A 13,827-nucleotide genomic window follows, 5' to 3' on the forward strand; every position below is an offset into this window, starting at 1 on the left:
CAATAGAAACTCCCACTGCTCGAGATGACCCCTTTATCATTCGTACACTTAAAACTTCTTAAACGTTAAAACGGAAATGCATTACGTCGCCGTCTTGCACCAAATATTCTTTACCTTCAAGACGTAGTTGACCACGTTCCTTCGCACCGTTCATGGAACCAGCTGCCACAAGATCCGCGTAAGCCACTACTTCAGCACGGATAAATCCGCGTTCGAAATCTGTATGAATCACACCGGCAGCTCCAGGTGCTTTGGTGCCGCGGCGAATCGTCCACGCCCGAACTTCCTGAACGCCTGCTGTGAAATACGTATACAAGCCAAGCAGTTTATAAGCCGCTTTAATCAACCGGTTAAGGCCGGATTCTTCCAGTCCCAGCTCTTCCAGGAACATAGCTTTATCTTCGCCTTCAAGCTCAGCAATTTCTGCTTCCACCTTAGCACTGATCGGAACCACTTCTGCACCTTCAGTAGCTGCGAAATCACGAACTTGCTGTACATAAGGATTGTCCTCAGCACTTGCCACTTCATCTTCACTTACATTCGCCGCATACAGCACTGGCTTCAATGTTAACAAATGAAGATCACGGATAATAAGCTTCTCGTCATCAGACAATTCTATACTGCGTGCAGGTTTATCTTCGTAGAGTACTTCTTTGACGCGTTCTAGCAGTTCAACTTCTTGAGCGTATTTCTTGTCGCCGCCTTTGATATTCTTACGGGAACGCTCAATCCGCTTCTCAATGCTCTCAATATCAGCAAGGATCAGCTCCAGATTAATGGTCTGGATGTCGCTGATCGGATTTACTTTTCCATCAACGTGGGTAACGTTCTCATCTTCAAAACAACGAACCACATGCACGATAGCATCTACTTCACGGATATGGGCCAGGAACTTGTTGCCTAGTCCTTCGCCTTTACTCGCACCACGCACGAGACCAGCAATATCAACAAATTCAAAAGCAGTAGGTACGGTCTTGTTCGGCTGTACCAGCTCAGTCAGTTTATCAAGACGTTCGTCTGGAACTTCAACAACACCAACGTTAGGGTCAATGGTACAAAAAGGGTAGTTAGCGGATTCTGCTCCCGCTTGCGTTATCGCATTAAACAATGTGGATTTTCCTACGTTAGGAAGACCGACGATTCCAGCTTTCAAAGCCATTTATATGACAACTCCTATTTTCAGCTAAATTGATCATCCGAATAAGCTATACGATCTAAACCATTATATATTAGAACATATTCGCCAGCAACACCGGATGTCAAGCAGATGTGTCCGAACGCGCAAGCTCTAATACCTTTTTTATCGCCGGCTGGTCCAGTAATGGCTTAGATTTATCTGGATCAACCTCCACATCAGGCACAGTCTTTACCTCTTCATTACAACTTCCATCAGAATTCAGACCCATTTCAAAGGAAAACCTGAATACATAACCGCTATTTGGCAATGCAACAACAAGCGGATCTATCCCTAGTCCATCCCCACCTGTCCTGCCGCCTACAACCGTTGCAAACCCGGTGCCTTTTGCAAAGGCTGCAAGACCTTCCGCTGATGAATACACAGAGCTATCAACCAGCAAATAGATTTTCCCTTCAAATCCAACAGATTTATTAGGAGTTACTACATCATTTATTTTTCTATATGTCTTGAACATCTTTAAAGCCTCAGATGGCAGATTAGGCAGTTGCTCATCTTTGATGCCGGAAATAGGTTGTTGCCCGGCTGTGATCTGACGTGCCTGCATAAAAGTCTCCGCATATTTGCCTCTTGTATAAAGGAAGTATGTATTATATTCGATAGGTTTATTAATCAACAGAGGAACAATATGAATTCTCCAATAATTACTGTTTCCTCCCCCATTTCCGCGGATATCTAATATTAATGTCTTATAGTCCTTTACCTCTATTAAAAAATCATGGATCTCGGAGCTGTCCATCTCCATGAGACTCCCGTCAAAGCTTTGCATACCGAGATAAGCGATTCGATCGGGCTCTATAATGACTTTTTTTACATTCCCAGAAGTCTTTTTTGTTACATCTCCTACTCCATCTCCACCATTATGCATATCGTTATTGATATCATTAGAGTTTTGCTGCTCCGTTAAAGGTTTCTGGTTGTAACGGGCCAATACGTTAGGCTGTTGAACCACGTCGATCCAAGGTTCATAACCAAAACCTGCCTGAACATAGGTATGTAGGTACCAAGGATATTCCTCCTTGGATATAAAATTCGTATGCCCATTGTTTAATCTGCTAAGGACAAATCTCATTCGTCTCAAAAACTCATCATCCGATTTCACGGCTGCTATTTTATTGCGGTATTCCTCTTTTTTAGCAAGCCAATCCTCTCCATTGAGACGTTTATTCACCTCTAGGAAAGGATAGTTCTCCTCAATAATCTTCCACATGTAATCAAAATCCTCTAGCCTTTTTTCCACTGTCAATGAAGGCAACGTTACTTTCGATTGTTCTTCAACTACAGCTGGAGAGGCTAGCGGTGCAACCGGACTTGCCTGGACTTGCTCAGACTCAGATTTCTTCTTTCCTGGTAAATCGCCACTGTTGCAGCTAACCAGTAATAGTAATACTACTGCGGAAACAACCACCCACGATACAGTCCTTGGCCTCACCTTAATCCCCCCTTTTCTCTCTTTATGACTCAATCTATTTTCAGGAATTTATTTTTAATCATATTTTCCTAATCATCCTAAATCAAATATATTTATCACAATTATTTACATAATAATTCAGTAGAAAAACAAAAAAAGACCTCTTTCGAGGTCCTCACACTTATGGACTATAGATCTTTAGACATCGTGATGTCAGTTACGATATACCCCATTTTTTTGTATAGCTCAAATGCGCGATTGTTCTGGCCGAAGACGTGCAACCCGATTTTGGTAACATTCATCTCCCGGGCTTCTTCATCGAGTGCGATCATAGCCTGCTTGCCATAACCCTTACTCTGGAACGGTTCAAAAACATAAAAATCATAAATGAAAGCCTCGCGGCCACCACGGCCTTCACTTACGTTAAACCAGATATAACCCACCTGTTCATCACTGCTTATTTCTACTATAGAATATAGATAAGCACCATCTGTGTGCAGCCCTTTTGGCAAAGAGCGCGTTATAGCTTCCTCAGACAGCTTCATCGCGATCTCTGGATCCCAAGCACCGGCGCTGATCTTATCTTCCGCATAATCCCGGGTAGCTTGACCTAAGAAAAATTGAAAGGCCGACTCATCCATATGGATCAGTTTAATCATAATCTTACTCACTTCCTCGCTTCAATATTTACCATCCTATTTACGTATTAAACGGGAAGTTCCACGTAAAGTTGCTAAATCTGGAGCGCCAATACCAAACATTGCTATTTTTAGCTCCAGTTCTACCTGTGCTAATGCAGCATCCAGCGCCTCTTCAGAATCGACAGCCGGCCCTAACAGATTGCGGCCAAAGCCTGCCAGATCAGCTCCAAGTGCCAATGCTTTCGCTGCATCCACGCCATGTTTCAGTCCGCCGCTGCCAATCAAAGCGCCCTGCGGAGAAACTGCGCGCACCTCTGTGATACAATCAGCTGTTGGAGTGCCCCAATCTGCGAAAGCCTCCGCCGCTGCCCGCCGTATAGGATCTACACTGCGGAACTTCTCCACCTGACTCCAAGATGTCCCGCCTGCACCCGCAACATCAATAAAAGCCGCTCCTGCATCATAAAGACGTGCAGCTGCATCTCCATCAATGCCCCAGCCTACTTCTTTCACACCTACAGGGACCTCAAGTGCCCGGCATACCTTCTCTATCTGCGATAGCAAAGAGGCAAAACCAGTGTTCCCTTCCGGTTGAAAGACCTCTTGCAGGCCATTCAGATGCAGTACAAGAAAATCAGCACCTGCGATATCCACAGCCCGGCGACATTCCTCAATCCCAAAACCATAGGACAGCTGTACAGCACCAATATTGGCGATAACCGGAATATCAGGCGCTTGATCCCGCACATAAAAGGTTGCCGTAAGCTCAGAACGCTCCACTGCCGCCCGAACCGAACCTACACCCAGCGCCCAACCACGACGCTGCGCAGCTGCGGCTAACCGGGCATTAATCGCTCCTGTAGCTGCACTGCCACCTGTCATCGAGCTGATGAGCAGCGGTGTACGCAGCTTACGATCCAAAAACGTAGTCTGCAATGATATATCGTCGAAATTCAGCTCTGGCAGAGCATTATGCTGAAATCTGTAATGTTCAAACCCTGTAGTCACACCGACGCCACCTACTTCTTCATTTAGGCAAAGCCGTACATGTTCAATTTTGCGTTCGCCTGTCTTCGATGTAGGCAATAAAGATCTTTTGTCAGAAGCCTCTGCAGCCGGTAGGTCCTTGCCATGATCTGCGCCAGACTGCCTAGTCGCATCATATGGCACGGCCTCTTCTGGCGTATGATTCATGCTGCGTTCCTCCTATTTCCAAACTCGATTTATTATAACATATCCCTACAGATGAATTTACAATATGAGGTTAGCGATTACAATTCTCCGGTTTCGTAATCATTAATTTCATAAACATCGTACTAATTGCTCAAACTCATTATAGCTAGCCGAATGTTATTTCATTACTGTTAAGGATATTTGGGCTGCTTCATTTCGCTCCACTAGGTGTTAATAGGTTGGTAATACACCGGAGCATAACAATCACAAGGAAGTGCTCTGCAATAATTTCAGGAGGAACTTCCATGAATTCAGATCGTCAGCAACCCGTTCACCCCTATAAACCTAAAGAAATAAACTACTCTCCCGGTTTAACTACGAAGAAACGTTCCGGTTCACGCCGCCGTACAATGGTGTTATGGGCTGTCTTCATTCTAATTCTCTGGCTAATCGGCGTAATGACTTACCAGACCCACAAACCTTTACCCCGCGGCATTTCCTATGAAAGCCCTATATACAAAACCAATCATGTATCCTTCTGGCACGACCTGACCTATTCGGACGGTACAGCCACGGGCACTCAAGAGAGTCAGATTCTTTCGAGGATTCTACAAATTATCGAGGAGTCCAAAGAATTTTTGGTGATTGACCTCTTTCTTTTCAATGATTATACCCATAAAGATCAGTCATTTCCTCCGGTCAGCCGAATGTTGACGGACAAGCTTATTTTACAAAAAACAACTTATCCTGAGATGGAGATCGTCTTCATTACAGATGAGGTTAATACCAATTACAACTCTGCACCCAATCATCTTCTGGAAGAATTGAAGGCTGCGGGGATTAAAGTGATTTTGACCGATGTAAATGCTCTACGCGATTCTACGCCTGCTTATTCCGCTGTCTGGCGTACCTTTATTCAATGGTTCGGACAGTCGGGCGAAGGCCGGATTCCCAATCTTATGGCCAGCGGAGGACCGGATATTACCGCACGTTCTTATTTGAAGCTACTTAATGTGAAGGCTAACCACCGTAAGGTGGTTGTTAGTGAGAATACCGCTCTAGTCTCCTCAGGAAATATCCATGATGCCAGCGCCTATCATTCCAATATCGCTCTGGAAGTACAAGGCCCAATTATTGCTGATATTCTCCAGACGGAACAGGCCGCGGCCAATCTTTCGGAAGCAGGGCCACTACTCACTTATGAGCCAGACTTCACCAAGGAGAAGGATCAGCACTCTGAAGAATCTATGGAGGTCCGCTATTTAACGGAAGGAAAGGTATATAAATATGCACGGCAAGCCCTCCAATCTGCACAGAAGGGCGACACCATTTGGATGGGTATGTTCTACCTTGCCGATGATGCCATTCTCGATGAATTGGTAGAGGCTACCGAACGAGGGGCTACGGTAAAATTGATACTGGACCCCAATCAGAACGCCTTCGGCCGTGATAAAATCGGCATTCCTAACCGTCCAGTTGCCATGAACTTGAACAAGCGCACGAACGGAAAGATCTCTATTCGCTGGTACAATACGACCAAAGAGCAATATCATCCAAAGTTGCTCTTCATTGCCAAACAGACTGGAAGTTCCATCATTCTTGGCGGTTCCACCAATTTCACGACACGCAATCTGGATGACTACAACCTGGAGAATAATCTGTGGGTATCTGTAAAACAAGACCAGCCTCTTTATGCCGAGATGGAAACCTACTTCAATCGACTGTGGAATAACGAGGACCATGAGTATACTCTGCCTCTTGAGGCTTATCAGGGCGAAGTGACTTGGTTCAAGTACATTCTGTACCGGTTGCAGACCACCTTGGGTTTAACTACTTTTTAAAGCAAAAACCACCGCAGATGAGGCATAACACCCTCTGCGGTGGTTTTTGGGTTATAGCAACGGTGACATAAGCCGAGCAGCAGATTCCAGTATACGGATCACCATACGCTTATTCATAAATTCTTCATGCTCAATCAAGCTGGTAGATAATAAATCCCGTTCAAAATCAGCAACAATACGAGCAACGCTCTCCGTCTGAATCAGTAGTGCATTCACTTCAAAGTTAAGGTGGAAGCTGCGCATATCCATATTGGCCGTGCCAATGGTCGCTATTTCACCATCAACGATAAGCAGCTTCGAGTGGATAAATCCCTTTTCATATTCATAAATCTTCACGCCAGCTTCCAGCAACGCCGGAAAATAAGAGTGTGAAGCCAGAAACGGAATCCATTTATCCGGCTTAGCCGGAAATAACAATCGCACATCTAAACCAGAAACAGCAGCTACACGCAGTGCAGTTAAGATGTCCTCATCAGGAATAAAATATGGACTGGCAATCCACACCGATTTCTCGGCAGAAGTGATCATGGAGAAGAAAATGTTTTTGAGCGCACGACGTTCGTTATCCGGCCCACTAGCAATAATCTGTACGGCACCATCACCTGTCATAAAGCGAAGCTGCGGAGTAAGATAGTCTTGCTCCAGTATTTTTTCGCCCGTAGTGTGCATCCAATCTTGCAGGAAAATAATTTGCATCGTCCGTACCGCTTCGCCTCTAACCAACATATGTGTGTCACGCCAAAATCCATAAGTCTTACTGCGGCTTAAATATTCATCGCCTACATTGAGACCCCCCATGAATCCGACATCGCCGTCGATCACAACAATCTTACGGTGATTCCGGTAATTCACACGGCTGGAAAAAAAGGATGTTGAATTTCCATACGAAGCCACCTGAACCCCGGCATCACTCATTTCCTTCAAAAAAGCTTTGGAAAGCTGAAAACTGCCAACGGCATCATACATAAATCTGACTGCAACACCGGCGCGAGCTTTATCGATCAGAATTTGTTTAATGCGTGTTCCAATGTGGTCCGCCCGGAAGATGTAATACTCCATATGAATGTGATGTTTAGCTTGACGGAGCTCCAACAATAACGTACCAAACGTCTCTTCACCATTAGTGAGGATACGTGTTTCTGATGCGAAGGAAATAGGAGTACGTGCTAAAGTTTTGGATAACAGCAGCAGTTTTTGGCGCGAGGGATCAAAGACTGACCAATCTTGGTGCGTACGTAAAGCGTCATTCTCAATTCTTTCGTAGGCCATAAGGTCTCTTTGTGCCTTTTTATCATATTTACGGCGTTTGAACACATTTTGCCCAAATAGAAAATAGAAGACCAGTCCCAGCACCGGGATCAACGCAAGCAATAAGATCCATGACATTGTTGTAGAAGGATTACGGTTCTCCATAAAAATAGCCAAGCTAATCGAAATCACTGTCAGAGTGGAGAAGATACTAATAATCGTTCCCGCAGTACTCCCAAAAATGCCGAAACCAAAATAATAAAATGCTATGAATGCCCCAATGATAATTATAGATTGAAGTCCTCTTCTCATACTCTACCTACCTTCTTATTCATACAAGCAACACGAAATTGACACATTTTATATATTACATGAAGAACACATTTCTTCCTAGCAAATTACTGTTTAAAATCTATTTACGACAAAAATGTAACCCTTCTGTTCCGATATTTGTAATGCCTGGTTGTATAGAATATAATTATTTTGACCAACTAGTCAATTATAGAACCGGGTAGTCAGAAAGGAGGTTAATCCTTTAATGAATGATAAAACTGTTGATAAGCAGGAGCAGATTATTAAGATTGCTATGCAGTTATTCGCTGTAAAAGGCTCCTCGTCCACATCCATGCAAGAGATAGCTGAATTATGCGGGATTTCGAAGGGCAGTTTATATCTGGTATTTAAATCAAAAGAAGAACTGGAGCGCAGTATCTTCCTTTATTGTTATCGGATGATTCGGGACCCCTTGTTACGTGAAGAACAGGAAACCCGACGAACACCACGTGAGAAGCTTAGGAATCAGATAGAAATTCTGCTAAGTCATGTGTACGAATTACGTGAGTTCTTGCAGCGTCAAATTCAGGAGGTTGCGGGCAAAGGATTTGATACTGAAGTCCCGGACTGGCTGCGTAGAAACAACGCTTCCTTCTTAAGATGGTTCCAGGTAAAAATGGAGTTGCTCTACGGAAAAGACGTCGTTCCCTATACCGGAGATTTATGTATGATCGGACATGGTCTCATCAAATCTTATATTGCGGTTATTTTTCGTAAGGATACGCAGGTACCTATTGCCGATATGGCAGATCATCTAATGAATTTAATGGATATGATCGTGTCTGGCTTGCTTACTAGTAAACAGGCTCCACTAATCAACTCTGCTACTTTAGCAAACTGGATGGCGGAGAACGAGGAGAACAAACGAAAAAATCCATTACAGCTCATTAAAGAAATGAAGACTGCGATCAGTAAACTAGATAGTATAGCATCCGAAGAAGCAGCCGATCTGCTGGAATCGCTCAACATTCTGGAAGGTGAAGTGCTTATCCCTCACCCGCGAAAAGCAATCATTCAGGGGATGCTGTCCAACCTCCAATCCTGCTCTGAGCTCACAGCAGAATTGGAAGAGCTGAGGAAGCTAATTGCCTCAATTCCGCACAATTCATGTGTATTTCGTTAATTGACTCTAAGAAGAGTTCGGTAGAGAGAAAGTCATGGATAGTGAGTATTATGATTTTTTATAATGGCGCCCTATTTCGTAAAGAAGAGGGCCGAGAGGAGCAGAAAAGAAACTTATGAAAAGCTTAATTAATTTCTCGCTCAGGAACAAATTTGCCATTTGGCTTCTGACGATAATTATTGTGTTTGCCGGTTTATATAGCGGACTGACGATGAAGCAAGAAACCTTGCCTAATATTAGTATACCCTATCTTAGCGTAACAACCATTTATCCGGGGGCCGCACCAGAAGGCGTCGTTAATGATGTCAGCAAACCGTTGGAGCAAAAGCTCCGCAATGTGGATGGTGTAAAGACGATCACCTCCACTTCTTTGGAGAATGCCTCCAGTATCCAAATTGAATTCGATTATGGAACAAATCTGGATAATGCTACAGCAGCAGTGCGCGAATCACTAAATGAAGTCTCATTGCCAGACAATGTGCAGAAGCCTTCCATTTCCCGCTTTAGTCTTAGCTCAATGCCTGTTGTCTCCCTCAGTCTTTCTAACGGGGATACCCAGGATCTTGAGGAACTGACCCGTATTGCTGAGAACGATATTCGCCCGGCCCTGGAGGATGTTGAGGGTGTCGCTTCTATCCAAATCTCTGGTCAATACGTCAAAGAAGTATCACTCAAATTCAATCAAGATAAGCTTAATCAATATGGACTGACCGAAGATACCGTTAAAGGTATCATTCAAGGCTCTTCCCTCCGTGTTCCACTCGGACTATTCGAGATGGACAAGGCTCAAAAGGCAGTTGTCGTGGATGGCAACATCACTACCGTTGAGGATCTTAAAAATGTGACCATTCCGGTAATGCCAACTGGCGCTAACGCTGCTGGTGCTGGAGCTACTGGAGCTGCCGGCGTTGATGCTGGTGCTGCTAACGGAGCTGCTGGTGCTGGTGCTGGAAATGCTGCTCCTGGCGGAGCTGCAAGTATGGGACTTCCAACCGTGAAGCTCGGAGAGCTGGCCACGATTGAGGTTGTGGGCAATTCCGAATCCATCTCCCGTACAAATGGTAAAGAATCGATCGGTATTCAGATTGTCAAAGCCAATGATGCCAACACTGTTGATGTTGTAAATGGCGTTAAAGACAAAACTGAAGAATTAAAAGCACAATATAAAGGCATTGACCTTACTGTTCTACTTGACCAAGGTAAGCCCATTGAGGACTCCGTAAATACGATGTTATCCAAAGCGGTATTTGGTGCCTTATTCGCAGTAATTATCATTTTGGTGTTCCTGCGGAATATTCGTTCGACGATTATTTCTATCATCTCTATTCCATTATCCCTGCTGATCGCAGTGCTGTGTCTGCGGCAGATGGACATTACGCTTAATATGATGACACTGGGAGCGATGACGGTCGCGATTGGGCGGGTAGTCGATGACTCGATTGTAGTCATAGAGAACATATATCGACGGCTCTCCTTATCTGGTGAGAAACTGAAGGGTAGAGAATTAATCAGTGCGGCCACACGTGAAATGTTCGTGCCTATCATGTCCTCTACAATTGTAACCATCGCGGTGTTCTTACCACTTGCTTTGGTTAGTGGTATGGTTGGTGAGCTGTTCTTGCCTTTCGCTCTAACCATGGTCTTCGCCCTGCTCGCTTCATTAGTAGTTGCGATTACCCTAGTTCCTGCAATGGCTCACTCGTTGTTCCGTAATGGATTGAAAGGTAAAAAAACTCACAGCGAGAAACCAGACAAACTTTCTGCTGGTTATCAAAAGATTCTAAACTGGTGTCTTTCTCATAAGCTCGTTACTTTTGGAGTTGCCGTTCTTCTCCTTGCAGGCAGCTTGTTCTTAATCAAACCTATTGGGGTAAGCTTTATGCCATCCCAAGAGGATAAAACCGTAATGCTTACTTATTCACCAAAGGCCGGACAACGGATTGAGGAAGTTCAAGAGCAAGGTCTGAAAGCTGAAAAATACATTTTAGCGCAGAAGCATATAGACAAAATGCAATATTCCATTGGCGGCGGAAGCCCGATGGGTATGGGTGGATCCAGCAATTCAGGACTATTTTTCATCGTTTATGATAGTGACACTCCTGATTTTGAAGCTGTTAAAGAGAAGCTTATTGAAGGTTTGACCGCAGAAGTGCCAGATGGTGTATGGGGTGACATGTCCGCTCTGATGAGTGGAGGCATGGGTGGAAGCACTCTGACCGTGAATGTATTCGGAGATGAACTGGATCAGCTGAAGCCAGTCGCGGATGAGATTGCCTCAATCGTACAGGCTGACACCACTAATTTCAAAGACGCAGAAACAAGTCTCAAGGAAGCTTACGATCAATATACGATTGTAGCGGATCAACAGAAGCTTAGCTCCCTTGGACTTACAGCCGGACAAATTGCGATGAAGCTGAGTCCAGCAGGCACACGTCCAGTGCTCACAGAAGTAGAATTGGACGGCAAGAACTACAAAGTCTATATCGAAACAGATAAAGAAACGTACAAGAGTATTAAAGAAATGGAAGAGGCTACTTTGACTTCCCCACTAGGCATCTCCGTGCCAATCGGGCAAGTCGCTAAAATTGAAAATGGCTCCTCCCCTGACTCGATTACTCGTATGGACGGTAAAATGAAGGTAGATGTTACTGCCGAAATTATTTCGAGTGACGTGAATAGCGCTTCGAACAGCGTGAAAGAAAAAATAGACGCTATGGAATTGCCTGATGGTGTAACTGTTACCTTCGGCGGTGTAACCGAGCAGATCAATGATACGTTTGGTCAATTAGGAATTGCTATGGCGGCTGCTATTGCCATCGTATACTTCGTGCTTGTGGTTACATTTGGCGGTGGATTAGCACCATTCGCTATCCTGTTCTCACTTCCTTTCACAGTGATCGGGGTACTCGTTGCCCTTCTGATCGCTGGAGAAACCTTAAACGTGTCCTCGCTCATGGGTGCGCTGATGTTGATTGGTATCGTAGTAACGAATGCGATTGTCCTTATCGACCGCGTTATTCATAAGGAAAAAGAAGGACTCACTACGCGTCAAGCCTTGCTTGAAGCAGGTGGCACACGTTTACGTCCAATCCTGATGACTGCACTTGCAACGATCGGTGCATTGCTGCCATTGGTTACTGGACTTGAAAACAGTGCAGGAATTATCTCCAAGGGCCTCGGCGTGACCGTAATCGGTGGTTTGGTCAGTTCCACGCTTCTGACACTTGTAGTAGTGCCAGTCGTGTATGAATTCCTGATGAAATTCCGCAGCAAAAAGGTAATTGATTAGAACTATGATGTGAACAAGTAAATAGGCTCAAACGAGAGGCTGTCTCCAAAGTAGTGAATTCTACTTATGAGGCAGCTTCTTTTTTTAGTAAAAGGCTGCACAGCGGATTCTTGCTTTAGCCAATAGACTGTGTGCTGTGCCAATGTTCAACGCCATTAGGTTGCTGAGTGGAGAACGGTGGATGATGTGCGTTTGTGCGTGGTGGAGGCTAATGTACCGTGAACGTTTGCGATGTGCGGTATACAGCGGGTGATCTGCGTGGGTCGTTTGGACGGCGTACATTTGTGTTTACTGCGTTCTGTGTTTGGGCGATGTGCGGAGTGGATCTTAAACTAATTAGGGAAAAACTCCCTGAAAAAAGCCAATATTCGCTCTAAATGAACGAAATTAGGGATTTCCTCCCTGATAATAAGGGGGATTTCTTTAATTACCACCGAAACAGCTATATTTTAGGGAGGTTTTCCCTCATTTTTAGTCTGATGACGAGAAACTCTAATATTCCAGGGATAAATTCCTCAATTAGTCTATCGGTGCTTCAGTTGGGCAACAAGACTGCGCTTCGATTGGTACTTCAATTAATGCTTCAGTTGGTGCTTCATTTAATCATCATTTAGTGCTTCACACAACGCTTCTTTTCTACTTGACCAGCACGCAAAAGCCCGACCTATCAATTAGGCCGGGCTTTCTAATATTAAATGCTTGTAGCTGCACTGCTCTCCAATGAAGCTCTCCAGGAACGAAGCATTTGCAGATCAAGTGGCAGAAATTCCTCAAGCATATGTGAGAGGCCTAGATATAGCGGACTATCCGTTGCTGCATTCAGTTTCTGACAGAACTGCGGTGTCCATTGCAGTAGATGCTTTTCCAAAAAGGACTCCTGAATATCAAGCAGCTCCATAGCACTTCTTATTGAAAAGCTATTGTAAAGCATACGCTCATGCATGACTGCCATAAATTCGAGCTCAATAGCAATATGATCATCGGCTTCACCATTACACTTATTGAATACAATTCCAGCGGAGGTGTACACATCCGCAAGCACGTTACAGAAATCCTCCGAGCGTCCTAAAATCGCTGCTTCGCGCAATTTAAAAGAACTAACGGACTGTTCTTGCATAAGCCGTTTATATTCTTTGCTCTCTTTCTCGCATATCATTGGCAGCTTGTTCGGTTCCTGACTCAAATAGCGCTTCAGCTCCCGACCGCCTTCCGTCATCTCAGCCGCTACACTCATCTGGCGATTGCGGCTCCATTGAGCCACTAGAGAGAGTGATGGTTTTCTACCCAAAAAATCCACTAAAAGCTGATATATTAATCCCCGACTTTCCAACCAACGGCTAAAAGCCTCCGGAACGGTGAGCGATGGAACAGTATGTGTACTCATTTTGCAAATCCTCCTCAATGGTTTCCCGGTCACTCTCCGTCACATTACCGACGTGCGGTTTCCGGTATCCTATCTGTTTTCGCAAAAGTGAACGTTAAAACTAATCCGCACCTAGATTATATCGGATATTAAAAGCGCTTTCCGTGAGCATTCTATGTCTAAAAACTTTATTTGTCGTACTTTTGTCAC

The 13,827-nt window shown here is 44.5% G+C and carries 9 protein-coding genes; 3 read left to right on the forward strand and 6 right to left on the reverse strand.

Annotated features, from left to right (window positions below; translation table 11 throughout):
* Window positions 1-58: 58 nt before the first annotated feature.
* The 4 genes from ychF to fni form a co-directional block, all read right to left on the reverse strand.
* Window positions 59-1,159, reverse strand: coding sequence for a redox-regulated ATPase YchF (gene ychF / locus NST94_RS27890; protein ID WP_036681604.1), 1,101 nt, complete (start codon window positions 1,157-1,159; stop codon window positions 59-61).
* A 100-nt stretch (window positions 1,160-1,259) separates the two neighbouring features.
* Window positions 1,260-2,627, reverse strand: coding sequence for a S41 family peptidase (locus tag NST94_RS27895; RefSeq protein WP_139329814.1), 1,368 nt, complete (start codon window positions 2,625-2,627; stop codon window positions 1,260-1,262).
* 167 nt (window positions 2,628-2,794) lie between these two features.
* Window positions 2,795-3,265, reverse strand: coding sequence for a GNAT family N-acetyltransferase (locus NST94_RS27900; RefSeq protein ID WP_232061473.1), 471 nt, complete (start codon window positions 3,263-3,265; stop codon window positions 2,795-2,797).
* 36 nt (window positions 3,266-3,301) lie between these two features.
* Window positions 3,302-4,441 carry a type 2 isopentenyl-diphosphate Delta-isomerase gene (gene fni / locus NST94_RS27905; protein ID WP_081391782.1) on the reverse strand — a complete coding sequence of 380 codons (1,140 nt, stop codon included), beginning with the start codon at window positions 4,439-4,441 and terminating at the stop codon, window positions 3,302-3,304.
* 284 nt (window positions 4,442-4,725) lie between these two features.
* Here fni and NST94_RS27910 point away from each other — a divergent pair, with 284 nt between their 5' ends.
* Entirely contained in the window at window positions 4,726-6,261 is a 1,536-nt protein-coding gene (locus tag NST94_RS27910; RefSeq protein WP_280753189.1) for a phospholipase D family protein, read from the forward strand.
* A 51-nt stretch (window positions 6,262-6,312) separates the two neighbouring features.
* Here NST94_RS27910 and cls read toward each other — a convergent pair whose 3' ends face one another.
* The gene (gene cls, locus NST94_RS27915; protein WP_076123942.1) at window positions 6,313-7,821 is read right to left on the reverse strand and encodes a cardiolipin synthase; all 1,509 of its coding nucleotides are present in this window, start codon (window positions 7,819-7,821) and stop codon (window positions 6,313-6,315) included.
* A gap of 226 nt (window positions 7,822-8,047) precedes the next feature.
* On the opposite strand from cls, the gene NST94_RS27920 reads away from it, so the two are divergent.
* On the forward strand, window positions 8,048-8,965 hold the full coding sequence (locus NST94_RS27920) for a TetR/AcrR family transcriptional regulator (RefSeq protein ID WP_076276923.1): 918 nt from the start codon (window positions 8,048-8,050) through the stop codon (window positions 8,963-8,965).
* 115 nt (window positions 8,966-9,080) lie between these two features.
* Complete coding sequence (locus NST94_RS27925; RefSeq protein ID WP_076301451.1) at window positions 9,081-12,254, forward strand: efflux RND transporter permease subunit; 3,174 nt, start codon at window positions 9,081-9,083, stop codon at window positions 12,252-12,254.
* A 691-nt stretch (window positions 12,255-12,945) separates the two neighbouring features.
* On the opposite strand, the gene NST94_RS27930 is transcribed toward NST94_RS27925, so the two are convergent.
* Window positions 12,946-13,638 (reverse strand): molecular chaperone TorD family protein, encoded by a 693-nt coding sequence (locus tag NST94_RS27930; RefSeq protein ID WP_076123947.1) that lies wholly within the window; start codon window positions 13,636-13,638, stop codon window positions 12,946-12,948.
* Window positions 13,639-13,827 lie beyond the last annotated feature (189 nt).

Source organism: Paenibacillus sp. FSL H8-0282 (assembly GCF_037963825.1).
In the GTDB taxonomy this organism is placed as follows: Bacteria; Bacillota; Bacilli; order Paenibacillales; family Paenibacillaceae; genus Paenibacillus_AQ; species Paenibacillus_AQ odorifer.